Raw genomic sequence first — 16,066 nt, forward strand, 5'->3', positions numbered from 1 at the left:
TTGGATAGGATCCTGCGCAGTAAGGCCTGCTATCGCACCCCAGTGGTGCGCGCGAGTGACATTCGCCTTAGGTCAAGATTAGCCTAATCGACTGAAATATCGAAAAAATGAACCCCTTTGGACAGCCCGATACCCTGCGTTAGGTCTCTCAATAAAGTATTCTACGAGTATTGATGAAGCCTGCCACGAGGCTTGGAGTACGTAGGATGAAGGTTTTGTTTGACACGCGTAGGATCCAAAAGCTAGGACGAGTTTCTCTCAGCGAGCAATTGCTGCGCAATGCCGGTCTGCACGAGGGCGATCAGGTAGATCTCTACTTTGATGCCGCAACGAAACGGATCATTATCGAGCCAGCAGCTCCAGCCGCTGCGGAGAAAATGGCTTCAGGGAGGAAGGGGTAATGTCAAGCATGCAACGACGAGATGAGCGCTTCTCAGGGCATGAGTCCTTCGTCTGCCGTTACGGATGGCTGCCAAAGCTACACCAAGCAATTGTCAGTAATTCCCTGGCTCTGAAAGATGAAGCCCAGGCGACAATTACGTTGGGTATCGGCCGCAACATGGTCAAGTCAATACAGTTTTGGGGCGAAGCGTTCGGGATTGTCAGCGGTCGTGATGCTGCGGGTCTGCAATCTGGTCCCATTGGACGTTTGCTGCTATCGAAAGCCGGTTGGGATCCGTATCTCGAGCAGCCTGAGTCGCTCTGGTTACTCCACTGGTGGATCTCGTCCCACGCGGAGATTGCGGTTTGGAATCTGGTCTTCGGGAGCGCGACTTATTCACGTTTTGATCGAAAGGAACTCATCGCGGGGCTCGAGCGACAGGCGCTAGCCAGTAATAAAAAGCTAGCAGTTTCGACCCTTGAGCAACACGCGAGCATTTTCCTTCATTCGTATAAGCGCGAAGAGTCAGCAGGGGACGATACCTCGTGGTGCCCATTGCAGGATTTGGGGCTTTTTGAAGAGGTCACTGCTGACGACGGTAAAACTGTTTACCTAGTAGGTCGAAATGCTCCCTTAGGTCTGTCTCCGCGAGTTTTTCTTTTTTCTTTGATCGATTACTTCCAACGTCAGGATGCCAACTCTCTCAGTCTCAACCAGATTGTGCATGGTGAATTCAGCCCCGGCAGTGTGTTTAGGTTGGATAACTTCCAAGTAGGTAGCTTGATCGAAGGTATAGAAAAAGAGTTTGGTGGTGTGGTGCGATTTATTGATACGGCTGATACCCAGCAAATAATTTTGGATAAAACTCTATCGCCTGTTTGGGCTGATTGCTTGCTGGGCGCAGGAGAAGAATTGAATGTCTGACCGACTGATAAATCACCTTGAGTTGGATTCCAAATTCCTGCGCTCCATTTCGCTGGCTAGGGATTTGAGGTCACAAGACTCGCTCGATAGTTATCTGATCACTCCTGCGGTCCTGGCAGTGCTTCGCCAGATTGGCGGAGCGCTGAAGTCGGGAAGCGCGCAACGCGCCTGGAAAATCATGGGACCCTACGGCAGTGGCAAATCGGCGTTAGGGTTGCTGCTCGCTCGTTTATTAGAAGGGCAAAAAAGCTCTCAGGCAATTTACGAACAACTCGCTGAGGCCTCCAATGAAGTCGTCGAGCTTTTCCCTCAGGCGCAAAACCGCTTTGCACTGGCAATAAGCGGTTCGCGTGTCTCGTTGGGTGATGCGTTAGCACAGTCTATTCTTGAGGCACTCGAGCACCTTCCAAAAAGCAAGCTTGCCGCTGAGTTGAAGCGCCAGTTGGATAGGAAGGCTCAAACCTATCGTGATATACCCCTTAATGCGGCAACAAGTAGGTTGCTAAGTGATTTTGTTTTAATCACCAAGGATTCTAAGTGTTGTGGTGTCCTATTGCTCATTGACGAGCTTGGTAAATTCATTGAACACGCAGCTCTAAACCCGGAAGCCGGTGATTTGATGTCTTTGCAGCAAATCGCTGAAGTCGCGTCGCACCCTACGGATGATGGTCTTTTAGTCATATCAATGCTGCACCAGCATTTTGATGCTTATGCTAAAGGTGTCGGTCGCACCCTCTCCGATGAGTGGCACAAGGTCTCTGCACGTTTCGATGAAGTGCCTTTTGATGAGCCGGTCGAGCGGTATGCCCATTTCGCCCTTCATGCCCTAGGCGCCGATGCAACTATTACTGAGTCAGTTGCCCTGAAAAAAGATGCCCGGTGCATCTACAAGCAAGCAATTGGTTTCAACTTTTTCCGGGGGACTGGTGAGAGTGAGCTGTTCTCTCAAGCCGAGCGCTTGTATCCATTGCACCCAGCAGCGCTGGCTTGCTTAGCGGTCATCTCTAAGCGATTTGGCCAGAGTGAGCGTTCATTCCACGCATTTATGCGTGGATATGAATCCGGAGCGCTTAGAGACTTCGCAGAGCACAATGTCCTCGATCATTCTTCTTGGTATGGAATGAGCGAGCTTTTTGATTACCTCACGACGGGGGTAGGGCTTCGCTTTCGTGATCTTGAGGCTGAGCGGCGTTGGGACTTCGCTCGCGCTGTTATAGAGCGAAATGACGCGGAGATGACGGCACTGCAGCTTGACTTGCTCAAGTCGATTGCCGTCATTGAACTGGTTGCTCAAGTCCTCCATGTCGCATTGACCGTTGAACTCCTCAGATTTGTTACGGGGGAGGATCTTAAAGCTATCTCCGAAGCTTTGAGTGAGCTAGCTGCCAAAGCGATCCTGGTACATCGTCATGCGAGTGATGATTATGGTTTTGCCGTTAGTCACGCTATCAACGTCGAGGCTTTGTACGAGCAAACTATGCAGCGCTCGGCTGATGAACTGATGTTCAATGGCGTTTCACAAGCCCTATCTGAAAGAAGCGTTATAGCAAGTCGTCACTATCAGCAGACGGGAACAATCCGCTCGGTAAAAGTGACTGCGGGCACGTCGGATAAAATTAAGCAGACCATCGGTACTCATGGTCGCCATGATGGCAGTGTGGGGCTGATATTTGTAGACGCTGAGTCTTCTGCTTTAGTTAATGCTGCTGAAGAGGTGGCTCGCTCTACCAAGGATGTTTTATCCCTCACTGCAATTGTCAAAGTCGGTCCGGATGAGCGTAATGCTCTGATTGAATATTCCCGCTGGCTGATGGTTCATGACCAGGTCAAGCGTCGCCATTTGGATCCTTGGACTGAGCGCTATGTCGAATTGAGGTTCAGCACGGCACGTGAGTGTGTTAGTCGACTGGTCTTGGCGTTGCTCAACCGGCAAGCTAAAGGATCGTCCGGTATGGAATATTGGCACGGAGGAAAGGTGATTGCCGAAAGTGGCGCAATGAACCTTAGCCAAGCAGCCTCTTGGTTGTTCGATAAGGTTTACAAAGCGGCTCCGGTTATCATTAACGAGTTGATCAACAAAGATAAGCCGTCGTCTGCTATCAATGCAGCTCGTCAGCGTCTATTTGATCTGCTGGATAAAACAGTTGACTCAGAGTTGCTCGGTATCGTCGACTTCCCACCCGAGCGATTGCTCTACAGCTCTCTGCTTCAATCCACTGGACTGCATCGTAAAGGGGCTGGCGAGCGTTGGTTATTAAGCGCACCAGACGGTGATTCCCCTGCCGGTATACGTAAAGTTTGGGCAGAGCTTGATAAGCAACTGATGATTGATGGGCAGGTCACTTTTGCTGAGGTTATTTCTAGCCTAGCTCTACCGCCACTAGGGGTTCGAAATGGACCGGCTAGCGTGTGGTTCATGGTTTACCTTCTGGTTAACAAAGAATCGTGCGCGATTTTCGAACGAGGAAGTCTGATCTTGGAGCTGACCTCCGATCATCAGCAACGGATGTTCAGAAGCCCTCACACCTTTAGCTTCCGCCGCTTCGATATTGCGGCAGAGCGCAAAGACCTGATCAAAGATTACGCAAAGGCATTTGGAGCGGTAGGTGTGCAATTGGGGTTGAATGCATCTTATCTGGATGCCGCGCGGGAGTTGATCCGCTGGTACGGGCGTCTTCCGCAGTATTCGCAAGAAACACTGCGACTTACAAACCAAACCAAAGCCCTTCGTGACGTAATCAAAAGAGCAACCGATCCGGTTTCGTTGCTCGCCATCGATATGCCACGTGTGGTGATGGCTGGGAAGGGTAAGGACGGTAATAGTTTCCCCGATCTACTGGCGAAAAGCCTTACTGAGCTTGGTATGGCATACCGACGGTTGCAGGACGAGGTTAGCCTTTCCATGGCTCAGGCTTTTGAGATCACAGGCCCTCTTAAGGCTCTTCGATCGCAGCTCCAAGAGGAGTGCGCTGATACTGCGCAATCTCTTGCTGAGGTAGATCTTAAAGCTTTCATCATGCGCTGTTCTGATATCACGCTGACTGACGACAAGTGGATGGATTCCATTGCGAGTGTAGTCGTTCACAGGCCATTAGATATCTGGAAAGACAGTGATGCACCGATGTTTGCGGAGGCCGTGCTTGAGCTATGTGGCCGCTACAAACGATGGCTTAGAGTCGCTATGCGTAAAGGCGAATTCGAGCGACAGGCGCAACGCTTCGTCGGGGTGACATTGACACTCCCAAGTGGCGAGGAAGCAGCGATGCTGTTGACCTCCGACCCCGAGACGAAGATCATGGCCAATGGCCTGCTAAAAACTCTCACTAAGCAAGCGGGTGGCAATTTGAATTTAGCCGCTTCAGCCCTTGCTCAAGCTTTGCTCCAACTGCAGCAGGGCTCCACAGAACACGATGAGAAAGAGTTGAGCGATGAGCAACGAACCGCAGGTTAGACACATCCTTAGCCTCTCTGGTGGTAAGGACAGCGCCGCTTTAGCTATTTACATGCGAGATCGCGTGCCCGAAATGGAGTACATCTTTAGCGATACCGGTAAAGAGCTGCCAGAGACTTACGACTATTTGCAGCGCCTGGAAAACTACCTCGGGAAACCACTGCATCGGCTGAACGCTGACCTTGGCTTCGACCATTGGTATGACATGTATGGAGGAATGATTCCTTCCAATCATCGTCGTTGGTGCACGAAAATGCTCAAGCTGAAGCCGTTTGAGGATTTCTGCGGTGATCAGCCGATAATTAACTATGTCGGGCTCCGAGCTGATGAAAATCGGACGGGGTATATTAGTCACAAGGCCAATATTGAAGCTGTCTATCCATTTCAGGAGGACGGGTTGATCCTGCGTGACATTGAGGAAATTCTTCGAGTCTCTGGGGTAGGCATGCCACCCTACACTAAATGGGGAAGAACTCGTTCAGGGTGTTATTTTTGTTTCTATCAGCAAAAAATTGAATGGGTGAAGTTAAAAGAGACTCATCCTGATCTATACGAAAAAGCAAAAGAGTATGAAGTACCCTTTGAAAAAACAGGTAATTTTTTCACTTGGAGCCAAGGGGAAAGTCTCGCAGAGCTCGAGCAGCCAGAGCGAATGGCTCAAATTAAGCGTGATCATGCGCTTCGTGTGGAAAGAATGGCGCAACGAAAAGATAACTCAACGCTCATAGCTGTATTTTCTGATCTTGATTCAACCGAAGCGCCAGATGATGATGATGATCAAGGTTGTTTGGTATGCCAGTTGTAGTGAGCTTCGGAAATAAGATTAGATTTTCCAGGAGGGGAATTCTTGGCTATATCATTTAAAGCACGAGTTTTACTTGAGCTTGGTGCTGAGTTGATCAGTTCCGATTCAGTTGCGCTATATGAATTGATAAAGAATGGAATTGATGCTGGCTCGAAGAAGATTTTTATTGATATTTCGATGGTGTTACAGCCATCGGCATATCGCGCGTTGCGACAGAGATGGGAGAATGTCAATAAAATCTGGAATGATGCGGATTTTAGATCAGATATATCTGATGCCTTGGAGCCGACAGCGTCAGACGAGCTTCGCTCAGATTTTTTAGAATATATGTCAGAAAACGGCAATAAAGTCGAAGCTCTCGATAAATTGTACGATGCTTTTTTTAAATTTAACTTTATAAAAGTTAGAGACTCCGGGCATGGGATGGATGACAGTGATCTGACGACTTGTTATCTAACTATTGGAACTCCGACAAGGCTTCTTCAGAAAGAAAAGATGCTCGGGAGTGCTGGAAAAGTACCTCTCGGAGAAAAAGGAATCGGTCGACTAGCCGCGATGCGTGTTGGCCATTTTGTTCGAGTGCGGACGAGTCACGAGACAAAACAACTAGGGTCGATTTTTGAGCTGGAACTAGATTGGCGACCAGTTTTTGCAGATCCCACATTGGATGCTGATGCACTGGACTTCGAGCCGCGCAAAATCCGAGATGATCTTAGCGTGTCTCCAGGTACTCAAATTCTTATTAAAGATATTCAATCTGATTGGAATGAGGAAAAGCTGAGAGAAATGGCGAATGTTGATTTGGCCAAGCTCGCTGATCCTTTTAAATCGGGCTATGCGAATCAGTTCATTAAGATTAATTTTCAAGGTCAGAGTTTATCTTTAATAGACGGTTTTAAGACTTCAAGTCTTCAATACTCTGATGCTTCATGCACTATCAGTTTTCGAAGCGGAGGTATCGAGTCTGATGGAACGGTTGATGGCGAAAATTCATTGGCCCGTCTTCGTGTAGAAACTTTGTACTCACTGCACGATAAAGCGGAGGTTTTAACATATAGCGGTGCACATTTAGCTGATCTCGTTAGTCAGCAGCCAAATAGACGCTCAAGACCTAAAGCCACCGATAAACTTGCGAAGTCTGATGAACTTATTGCTGCGCTAGATACCTTGGGCGATTTTGAGGCTAAGTTTTGGTGGTTCAACCGTGGCCGTTTACAGAAAACTGAAAAAGATCTATGGAGGGGCGGGCTTCATGATTTTGTTCGAGCATGGAGTGGCGGGCTTCTTGTTTACAGGGATGGCTTTCGTGTATACCCATACGGGGCAGCAGCTGACGATTGGTTAGATCTCGATAGAAAAGCTTTAGCGAGTTCGGCATATAAACTGAACCGTGCACAGATTGTTGGGTATTTACGTATAGATTCGGAGCACAACAGTCGACTGCAGGATCAGACAAATCGTGAGGGTTTCAGGGATTGTCCTGAAAAGGAGGCTATCAAGAGATTGTTGCGTCATGCGATAGCGTCCGATTGTAGGACATTTCTGGAGCGCATTGAAAAAGAAAATAAAAAGGCTGACGAAGAAACGGTACGGGATATTGATGAACGAATTGCTGACGCGAGCGAGTCCGCTGTGTCTAACCTCCGAGCATTAAAGCTACGTATCCCGGCTGAATCCAACTCGATCCAAGGGATCTTAGTTGAACTTAATGAAGTGCAGGATGCATGGGGGCGTGCAAAGGAGGCCCTTGCAGCTAAAGATTATGAAGTGGAGCAGTATGCTCATCTTGCTGGTGTTGGATTGATGGTTGAACTTCTAGCGCATGAGCTAGCACGATCAACTGATACAGCTCTAGATATGCTCCAGGATAAGAAAACCTCAGGAGACCCTGTTAAGCTTGAGGCTCTTGAGGCACTCCTCAAGACTTTAAATAAGCGTGTTCGGGTGATTGACGAGTTAAGCATCCCTGGTAGGCAGCGTAAGGCTTTATTTGATATCCCCGAGCTTATCAAGTTGATAGTTGAGTTTTATAGTGCGAAGTTCCAAAGGCACGGTATTGAGTTTGAGATGAACGTAAGTCCAGGGAAAGGATTTTCGAAGCGTGTTGAGAAGGGTCAGATATTACAAATTTTCGATAATTTAATTAGCAATTCCGCCTACTGGTTAGCTCGTAGACTAGATAGAGTTGCAGGACCTAAAATTACAGTGAATGCTGATTCCGCAACAGGCATTATTAGCTTTTTTGATAACGGTCCTGGAATTCCAGACACAATTGGCGAGAAAATTTTTGCCCCGTTCTATACTACTAAGCCTAAGGGCGGGCGAGGTTTGGGGCTCTATATTGCTCGTCGACTTTCAAAAGAAAACGACATTGAATTGACGCTTGCTCCAGCAGAAGGCGCTATCCATCGTGGTTTCATTATTAAGTTTACAGGGAAGTAAGTAGAATGCAGCTTGATCGCGTAATTCAGAGCATTACTAGCCCGGTGGTGGTGGTTGATGATTCTTTGATGCCTCCAGATTTCAAATCCTTATCGAGCAATGCGCTTACAGCGCTTTTCTCCTTGGTTGATGAGGACGGAGAACAATTAGAGTTATTAGCAAGCCTATTGGGGCTTGATGGTTCTGTTGATCCTGGTGCTGCTGTTGAAGTCGCGGAAGCCAAAGCTGCCGAGTTGTGGGAGCACTTTATTTTAGCGAAGCACACTGAATTACTATCTCCTCTTTTCGCAGATTTTGCGTCAGAATATAATAGTAAAAGATATCGTGTTGATAGCCTTATAAAAATTCTTTCGGAGTTGTTTGGAATTGTCCCAAACACCTATCCTTCTTTAAGCGCGGCACGAGAGGCGCTTGGTTCATGTGCTATCGCATTTGTTGACTACTACGCGTCAGCTGAAATTGATAATGATACTGCTGCAACGAATTTGCATGTCGAGTATAAAGATGTATTATGTGCAAAATTTAATTATGAAGGCGCCGATTGGCCTAAAGTCGTATTTTTAATTTCGCATGCATTACCATCGCCTTCAGGGCTCGCAAATTTTCGCCAATTAACTGGGATTAAAAGCGCTTTTTTTGTTCCATTGGATAAGAAAAATATTGAGCTTAGATACGTTCAGAGGTTAATGTGCGGTTGTATTGATCAATATCCGATATCTGTGCAACTCAGTCGTTATCTCGATACAGTGCATGATGCTATCACCTCTGCAAGTAAAACAATTTTAAGAGAGATTGAAAGATTGGAGTTGCATGACCTCGTCGCGTTGAAGTCATTGCGATTGGACGCCGAGAGTGAGTCTGTTCAGTCTTATCTGACGTGGTTGGTTGCTGAGGCCTTAGCGGCTAAAGTCCGTTCTGCGCCCGAGCTTAAGGCTTCTCTTATTCCTCACCAAAATTCGTATATTCCGATTGATGGAAAACTGCTTCCTCAAAGCGTCCTTTTTGAACTTTATTCAGAAATTGCTGCGGCACCAATCGCGGATGATGCGGACGATCATTTGGTAATGGGCGATGTGTTTGAGGTATGTTCAGAGGCTAGCTCGGGACGCGAATTAAGGTTGGTTATTGCTCCTGCATGTGACCTCATGCGATGCTCTTCAGATTACGATGTGGTTTGCGTAGGGGGAGCTCTGCTAGATACTAGTTCTGAGCTCTCTGAGCTTTTGGGAAAGTCTTACTCATTTGGTAAGGGGCAGTTAGTTCTAAAGCATTTAGTCGACGGTCAGACTGTTTATAGCAAGATTTCTTGGGATAAGAAAAAGCTTTGTACAATTAAGCGCCGGGATTTTAATAATAAGGAGGTTTATGTTCGGCTGGCAAGGTTGTCAGAGGTGTTTGCAAATGAAGTTAAAGAGTTAGCACTTTCGCATTTGGCACGAGTAGGAACGCCTATAGATCCTTCTTTTTCTGTTGCGTTGAAAGCATTAGTGCGTTGTAAAATCAAACTTTCTAAGGAGGCGGCTGTAGAGTTTTTTTATGATTTAAGTGATAAAGATTTTGTTTCCGCAATATTGTCTATGGGGCGAGAGGCTAACACTGGCGAAGAGGATTCTGATGCTGCTCCCTTACAGGAAACTATTTTGTTTTCTGCTCAGTTTCATTCGTGGATTTTAGATATTTTACATGAGGAAGGGGAAAAGCTACCTGTAGGGGTTGATCGTGGAAAGTTTGACAAAATCTTAAACTTTTTCGGCGATCCGAAAAACCTGAGAGTCATCAGTGGTAAGAATATTGAGTCTGGCGCTATCAAGATTAAATATGTTGTTTCAGCTGAGTCTATACCGGATTTAGGTTCGGGATTTGAGGTCTGGCTTACTCCTTACGAATCTATATAACTGCATGATTCCATGTCGCCGCCTTAGTATGTTGTAGCGAAAAGTTTTGTTGTATTTGACATTATTCGATGCCGCGAGTGGGCTCCTGGCCTGAGACTCTACCTTTTCCTAATGTAGGCCAATGCTCGCTTAGTGGGCGTACGTCCGGAACTAAATCACGGGCGTAGTCTCATGTTTTGCTTTTCAGAAGCAGTTCATTGCCTCTGAGTTGACCTTTGCGATTGTAGATTGCACGTATTCGATACATAGATTCATCTCTTTTCAAGACAGTTATATTGAGGCGCCTTTTTATGGTGCAGAAGTTGCGAGTGCTCTGCAGGACCCTAGCTGTTTCAGTCCGTTGCCGGATACTTCAGTAGTGTTTCGATTTAACTCCTTTAGTCTCCAAGATAGTATAATCGGACCATTTTTGCGAGGATCTGGGCACGGCGAGTTCAGTGCGATACAACTCCCCCAGAAACGGAACTACAATCAATCATTCCCTTTCAGCGAAATTCACGAATTTTTGCAGAACCCTGGGGGATAGTTGCGATGGTGCGACACTTTGAGTCGCATTGCTAATTAAGGCTACTGCTCGGATTCCATCAGCGAACTGAAACCATTTTTTTACCTCGATTTTCTCTTATGGCTGATACAGACAAATTGCCATTCGCCGCTTCATGGATGTGCTCACTCCACCACCTCATCATCGGTCTTCTGCGTTCAATGTAATCTGCGCGGTTGTAGGCACTACGGACCTCATCTTTATCCACGTGAGCAAGTGCCACTTCGATCAGCTCCGGGTCCCATCCCTGTTCGTTCAGGATGGTACTGGCCATGGAGCGCATTCCATGGCTCACCAGTCTCCCCTCAAAGCCCATACGCTTCAGTGCCATGTTCGCTGTCTGGCTGTTGCAGTGATCCCGTGGATCTCTATCTGCTGGGAACACGTACTCTCTGTGGCCGCTATAAGGCTTGATTGTCTCTAAGAGAGCAAGGGCGTGCTCAGTCAGCGGGATGATGTGAGCGCGTCGTTTTTTCATCCGCTCGGCTGGAATCGTCCAAGTTTTCTTGTCGAGGTCGATGTCAGCCCAGGCAGTCGTCGCGGCTTCCGCAGGACGGGTCATGGTGTGAAGCTGCCATTCGATCAGGCAACGAGTTGTTCTTTTTATGCTTGCATTGGCAATGGCGACCATCAGTTCCGGCAGCTCTTCAGGGCGAAGGGCGGCCATGTTCTGCTTTTTCGGCTTTTTGAAAACAGCTCGGATGCCGCTAAGCGGGTTGGCGAAGATCATTCCCGAGTTCACACCGTAGGTCATGATCTCGTTGAGTCGTTGGGTCAGTCGCTTCACTGTCTCCAGGCTGCCTTTGGTTTCCAAAGGGCGCAGCAGCTCGATGACCCTCGGGGCATTGATCTGCGAGATAGGTGTTGTTCCCAGCGATGGAAAGACATGCAGCGTAAGCGAGCGCCAGATGTCTTCGGCATACGCCTGAGTGACCGAATCTTTTTTCAGTTCAAACCAAGCAGATGCCACGTTCTCGAACGTGTGCTCGGTTGCCTGCCTTTTTGTCTGCTCCAACTCGCTACGTTGTTCTTTCGGATCGATGCCCTGGGCGAGAAGCTCTCTGGCTTCGACCGTCTTCTTCCTGGCTTGCGCGAGTGAGAGCTCTGGATAGGTGCCGAGGCCCATATTGATGCGGTTCTTGGTGATCGGCTGCCGATAGTTGAAATTCCAGAGCGTCGAACCATTGACCCTCACGCGCAGCTGTAAACCGTCTCCATCGCTGAGCACGTAGTCTTTGTCTTTCGGCTTTACCGCTTTGAGCTGGCGGTCAGAGAGGCGGGTGGCTTGGGCGCACATGAGGTATTCCATGACATCAATTGGTATTCCAAAAATTACCACCGAAGGGCTTGGAATACCATCTGGAATACCCGGTGTCGTGGATTGTGTCGGACGTTTATGGACGCCAATAGACCCTAAAGCCTTGGTTTTACTGGATTTCAGGCACAAAAAAAGACGTCCGTGGACGTCTTTAGATGATGAAGTGGTGGAGCCGGGGGGATTTGAACCCCCGTCCGCCAGTACTCCGCTGTCGGTACTACATGCTTAGCCGTGTCTACTGAGTTAATCCGCAGCCGCCCGACTGGCAGGGTGCATTGGACGAGCTGTGTAAGTTTTAGTCGCTTTGCCCACAGCGTGCTACACGACGATCCTGTTCTGCGTGACGATCACTTTGGGTTTACAGGCATCCCCTGATGATCGCTGGCACCGAAGTAGCCAGAAGAGCGGCTCAGCTACCGTTAGGCAGCGAGAGCTTGGCCCTCGTAGGTTTCGTCATTGGCAACTATAGAAAGTTGCAACAGTTGATTTACGACTTCTGTTACCAAGTCGGCATGCACCTAGAGTTTCGCAACCGGCGTCGAATCCTAATCGGCCCCAGTCCCTGCGGTTAGGCAGGGGAGACGTAGTCTACGTCATTTTGCGGCGTCAGGCCAACCCCATGGTTGGCTTGGCGATCAGCCTTTGCTTTTCTGAGCATCCATCAAGATGTTCATGGCATCGGTGGAGTGCGAGATGCAGGCTTTTTCGTCCTTGGCAGCGTGGGCGGCCATGGCGGCTTTGTACGCGTCGTCGTATTGGCTCTTGGCTGGGTCGCCGAGCTGCATCGAAGTGGTCTTGGCGTCGTTCAGCTTCTGCATGTTCACTTCGCACAGGTCGTCAGCGGCGAACACAGGGGATGCGATCAGGGCGGAGGCTACGATCAGGCCGGACAGATAGGTACGCTTCATAAGAATCTCCTTACTCAAGGTGGACTCGGCGCTCCTCGGTAGGATCGGCGTCCGCAGTCAGAAATAGCCCAATTGCTTGCGGGCCTGATGAATGGACTTCGCCCTTTTGCAGGGGTTCTGTCGAAAACGTGTGCGGATGTAAATAAATTCAGTTAGCACCAAAAGAGGGCGACATCGCCCCCAGGTTGGGTGTGTTGGACGCATATTGGCCAGGGATCAGTGCACCAGCATGCCGGTGAACCAGTAGGCCTGCGCCAGGGTGATCAAGCCGATGATGGTGGCGAACAACAAGCTGTGCTTGAGCGTGAAACGCAGCAGGTCAGACTCGCGGCCCACCAGGCCGGTGGCAGCGCAGGCCACGGCGATGGACTGCGGCGAGATCATCTTGCCGGTCACGCCGCCGCTGGAGTTGGCCGCCACCATCAGTACGTCGCTGACGCCCAGCTGGTGCGCGGTGGTGGCTTGCAGCGAGCCGAACAGGGCGTTGGACGAGGTGTCCGAGCCGGTCAGGAACACGCCCAGCCAGCCCAGGAACGGCGAGAAGAACGGGAACGCGGAGCCGGTGCCGGCCAGGATCAGCGCCATGGTGGAAGACATGCCCGAGAAGTTGGTGACGAAGGCGAACGCCAGCACCATGCCGATGGACAGGATCGGCCAGCGCAGCTCGAACAGGGTTTCACCAAAGGTCTTCAATGCGGTCTTGATGTCGATGCGCAGCACCATCATCGAGATGATCGCGGCGAACAGGATCGCTGTACCAGTGGCCGAGATCGGGTCGAACTTGAACACGGCGGGCATCGGTGTGGATGTGGCGACGATGGGCGCGGTCTTCAGTACCAATTGGTCGAGGTGCGGGATGGCGAAGTTGAACACGAAGTTGTACATGGCGCCGCCCGGGGCGAACATGGCTTTGAATGGCTTCAGGGTCCAGATGGTGACCAGCACGGTCAGGATCAGGAACGGCGACCACGCCTTGAGGATCTCTCCCAGGCTGTAGGGCGTCGGTGTAGAGCCGCCGACCGCCGAGGTTTTGCCCGCAGGCCGGTCACCCATTACGGCAGCACCACCGCTCACGGCCACTTGATCAGTGCTGGCGCTGCGCTTGGGCTGCCACACTTTCAGGAACAGCGTCAGGCAGACGATGCTGGTCAGTGCCGAGGTGATGTCGGGCAGCTCCGGGCCGATGAAGTTGGAGGTCAGGTACTGCACGATGGCGAAGCTCAGGCCTGCAACCAGTGCCGCCGGCCAGGTTTCCCGGACGCCGCGCAGGCCGTCCATGATGAACACCAGCCAGAACGGTACGATCAGCGACAGCAGCGGCAGTTGGCGGCCGGTCATGGCGCCGATCTTGAATGGGTCGATGCCGGTCACCTGGCCTGCGACGATGATCGGGATGCCCAGTGCGCCGAAGGCCACGGGTGCGGTGTTGGCGATCAGGCACAAGCCGGCCGCGTACAGCGGGTTGAAGCCCAGGCCGACCAGCAGGGCCGCGGTGATGGCGACCGGCGCGCCGAAGCCTGCGGCGCCTTCCAGAAACGCGCCGAAGCAGAAGCCGATCAGCAATACCTGCAGGCGTTGGTCGTCGGTGATCGACAGCACCGAGCTGCGGATGATCTCGAACTGGCCGCTCTTGACCGTGAGCTTGTACAGGAACACCGCGGCGACGATGATCCAGGCAATCGGCCACAGCCCGTACATGAAGCCGTAGCCAGCGGCCGCCAGTGCCATGTCGGCCGGCATGCCGTAGGCGAAGATCGCCAGCACGATGGACAGCGCCAGGGTGATGCTGCCGGCGACGTGCCCCTTCATGCGGAATACGGCCAGCGCCAGGAAGAAGAACACGATGGGTATGACGGCGACTAGGGCGGATAGCCCAAGGCTGCCGAGCGGGTTGTAGATCTGCTGCCAGGTTTGCATAGACTGAGGCCCCTTGTTTTTTTTGGAAGGCTTGGCGCTACGGCGCTGTATTGCAGGAATTGGTAATACCAATTTACAATAAGTTCCGGTCAGGTTAGGACGCAGCCGTGGGGCTGTCAATTTCCTTGTCTATGACTTTGGTCGAGTGCGGCCAGGGCAATCGTGTGTTGGAGCCACCCATGGGTATTGAGCAAGTCCGTCAGCGGCGTTTGTCCGATGGCATCGTTGAGCGTCTGGAAGCCATGATTCTCGAGGGCACGCTGAGGGCAGGCGAGCGTTTGCCGGCCGAGCGGGCACTGGCCGAGCAGTTCGGCGTGTCGCGGCCTTCCTTGCGCGAGGCCATTCAGAAGCTGGTGGCCAAGGGCATGTTGGTCAGCCGTCAGGGCGGGGGCAATTACGTCTGCCACACGCTCGGCTCAACCTTCAGCGATCCGCTGTTGGCGTTGCTGGAAAGCAATCCGGAAAGCCAGCGCGACCTGCTCGAGTTTCGCCATACCCTGGAAGCGTCGTGCGCCTTCTATGCAGCGCAGCGCGCCACCGAGATCGATCGCGATCGATTGAGGCAGGCCATGGATGTCTTGGAAGATTGTTACCGCCGAGTCGAGGACGCCACGCGGGAAGAGGAGGGCGTCGCCGATGCCAACTTCCACCTGGCGATTGCCGAAGCCAGTCACAACGCGGTGTTGCTGCACACCGTGCGTGGGCTGTTCGACATGCTCAAGCGCAACATGGTGGTGAACATCGGTGGCATGCACCGGCACAGCGGGGAAACCCGAGACAAGTTGATCGCGCAGCATCGCCAGCTGTTTCAGGCCATCGTGAGCGGTCAGGCGGAGCAGGCACGTGAATTGGCCAGTCTGCATATCACTTATGTGCAGGGCGTGCTCGACGAGGCACGGCAGACGGTGCAACGCACCGCTCGCGCACAGCGACGCAGCGGCTTGCAGTAATCAAGCCGGTAAAGACGGCAAAGCTGGCGCTGCAAGGGGAAGGAATCAGTCTTCCTTGCCCTTGTTGCGCACGGCACGCTGCAGCTCGCGGTTGGAATCGCGTTCGCGCTCGGTATCGCGCTTGTCGTATTCCTTCTTGCCCTTGCCCAGAGCGATTTCGCACTTGATCAAGTGCTTGCTCCAGTAGATCGACAAGGCCACGCAGGCATAGCCCTTCTGCTGAACCTGGGCGAACAGCTTTTCCAGCTCGCGGCGGTTGAGCAGCAGTTTGCGGGTACGCGTGGGGTCGGCGATCACATGGGTGCTGGCCGTGGTCAGGGGGGTGAAGTGGCTACCCATCAGCCAGGCTTCGCCGTCCTTGAGCAGCACGTAGCTGTCCACCAGTTGCGCCTTGCCGGCACGCAGGCTTTTTACTTCCCAACCGGCCAGGACCAAGCCAGCCTCGAAACGGTGTTCGATGAAGTAATCGTGTCGCGCTTTCTTGTTCTGCGCGATGGTCCCTGTAGGGTGTTTCTTTAATTTGGCCATAG

10 protein-coding genes and 1 other RNA gene are annotated in these 16,066 nt (G+C 51.2%); 6 read left to right on the forward strand and 5 right to left on the reverse strand.

Annotated elements, in window-relative coordinates; genetic code table 11:
• Positions 1-400 precede the first annotated feature (400 nt).
• The 5 genes from IFT75_RS19630 to IFT75_RS19650 are packed head-to-tail and all read left to right on the forward strand — an operon-like array spanning position 401 to position 9,899.
• Positions 401-1,306, forward strand: coding sequence for a DUF4007 family protein (locus tag IFT75_RS19630; protein WP_192056383.1), 906 nt, complete (start codon positions 401-403; stop codon positions 1,304-1,306).
• Positions 1,299-4,757: a hypothetical protein gene (locus IFT75_RS19635; RefSeq protein ID WP_192056385.1), complete on the forward strand. Its 3,459-nt coding sequence runs from the start codon at positions 1,299-1,301 to the stop codon at positions 4,755-4,757. Before IFT75_RS19630 ends, IFT75_RS19635 begins: the two co-directional genes overlap by 8 nt.
• Positions 4,735-5,562: a phosphoadenosine phosphosulfate reductase family protein gene (locus IFT75_RS19640; protein ID WP_192056387.1), complete on the forward strand. Its 828-nt coding sequence runs from the start codon at positions 4,735-4,737 to the stop codon at positions 5,560-5,562. The genes IFT75_RS19635 and IFT75_RS19640 overlap by 23 nt, the downstream gene beginning before the upstream one ends.
• Positions 5,563-5,604: 42 nt before the next feature.
• The gene (locus IFT75_RS19645; protein ID WP_192056389.1) at positions 5,605-8,004 is read left to right on the forward strand and encodes a sensor histidine kinase; all 2,400 of its coding nucleotides are present in this window, start codon (positions 5,605-5,607) and stop codon (positions 8,002-8,004) included.
• A 5-nt stretch (positions 8,005-8,009) separates the two neighbouring features.
• Entirely contained in the window at positions 8,010-9,899 is a 1,890-nt protein-coding gene (locus tag IFT75_RS19650; protein WP_192056390.1) for a hypothetical protein, read from the forward strand.
• Positions 9,900-10,483: 584 nt separating this feature from the next.
• Here the strand turns inward: IFT75_RS19650 and IFT75_RS19655 are convergent.
• From IFT75_RS19655 to IFT75_RS19670, 4 genes are all read right to left on the reverse strand, one after another.
• Positions 10,484-11,740 carry an integrase domain-containing protein gene (locus tag IFT75_RS19655; protein WP_192056392.1) on the reverse strand — a complete coding sequence of 419 codons (1,257 nt, stop codon included), beginning with the start codon at positions 11,738-11,740 and terminating at the stop codon, positions 10,484-10,486.
• Positions 11,741-11,925: 185 nt separating this feature from the next.
• Positions 11,926-12,318, reverse strand: a transfer-messenger RNA (tmRNA) gene (gene ssrA / locus IFT75_RS19660).
• 78 nt (positions 12,319-12,396) lie between these two features.
• Positions 12,397-12,669, reverse strand: coding sequence for a hypothetical protein (locus IFT75_RS19665; RefSeq protein WP_122480206.1), 273 nt, complete (start codon positions 12,667-12,669; stop codon positions 12,397-12,399).
• A 216-nt stretch (positions 12,670-12,885) separates the two neighbouring features.
• A complete protein-coding gene (locus IFT75_RS19670; protein WP_192056394.1) occupies positions 12,886-14,586 on the reverse strand; it encodes a lactate permease LctP family transporter in 1,701 nt (566 codons plus the stop codon).
• A 179-nt stretch (positions 14,587-14,765) separates the two neighbouring features.
• Here IFT75_RS19670 and IFT75_RS19675 point away from each other — a divergent pair, with 179 nt between their 5' ends.
• Positions 14,766-15,536, forward strand: coding sequence for a GntR family transcriptional regulator (locus IFT75_RS19675; protein WP_122714816.1), 771 nt, complete (start codon positions 14,766-14,768; stop codon positions 15,534-15,536).
• A 45-nt stretch (positions 15,537-15,581) separates the two neighbouring features.
• On the opposite strand, the gene smpB is transcribed toward IFT75_RS19675, so the two are convergent.
• On the reverse strand, positions 15,582-16,064 hold the full coding sequence (gene smpB, locus IFT75_RS19680) for an SsrA-binding protein SmpB (protein ID WP_043190812.1): 483 nt from the start codon (positions 16,062-16,064) through the stop codon (positions 15,582-15,584).
• Between the last annotated feature and the right edge of the window lie 2 nt (positions 16,065-16,066).

The sequence above is a fragment of the Pseudomonas sp. CFBP 8758 genome (assembly GCF_014841725.1).
GTDB lineage: Bacteria > Pseudomonadota > Gammaproteobacteria > Pseudomonadales > Pseudomonadaceae > Aquipseudomonas > Aquipseudomonas baltica.

Bases quoted from the DNA above. Each gene is read 5' to 3' on its own strand.
- IFT75_RS19670 (WP_192056394.1), bottom strand. From the start codon at position 14,586: ATGCAAACCTGGCAGCAGATCTACAACCCGCTCGGCAGCCTTGGGCTA.
- IFT75_RS19635 (WP_192056385.1), top strand. From the start codon at position 1,299: ATGTCTGACCGACTGATAAATCACCTTGAGTTGGATTCCAAATTCCTG.
- IFT75_RS19655 (WP_192056392.1), bottom strand. From the start codon at position 11,740: ATGTGCGCCCAAGCCACCCGCCTCTCTGACCGCCAGCTCAAAGCGGTA.
- IFT75_RS19630 (WP_192056383.1), top strand. From the start codon at position 401: ATGTCAAGCATGCAACGACGAGATGAGCGCTTCTCAGGGCATGAGTCC.
- IFT75_RS19650 (WP_192056390.1), top strand. From the start codon at position 8,010: ATGCAGCTTGATCGCGTAATTCAGAGCATTACTAGCCCGGTGGTGGTG.
- IFT75_RS19640 (WP_192056387.1), top strand. From the start codon at position 4,735: ATGAGCAACGAACCGCAGGTTAGACACATCCTTAGCCTCTCTGGTGGT.
- smpB (WP_043190812.1), bottom strand. From the start codon at position 16,064: ATGGCCAAATTAAAGAAACACCCTACAGGGACCATCGCGCAGAACAAG.
- IFT75_RS19665 (WP_122480206.1), bottom strand. From the start codon at position 12,669: ATGAAGCGTACCTATCTGTCCGGCCTGATCGTAGCCTCCGCCCTGATC.
- IFT75_RS19675 (WP_122714816.1), top strand. From the start codon at position 14,766: ATGGGTATTGAGCAAGTCCGTCAGCGGCGTTTGTCCGATGGCATCGTT.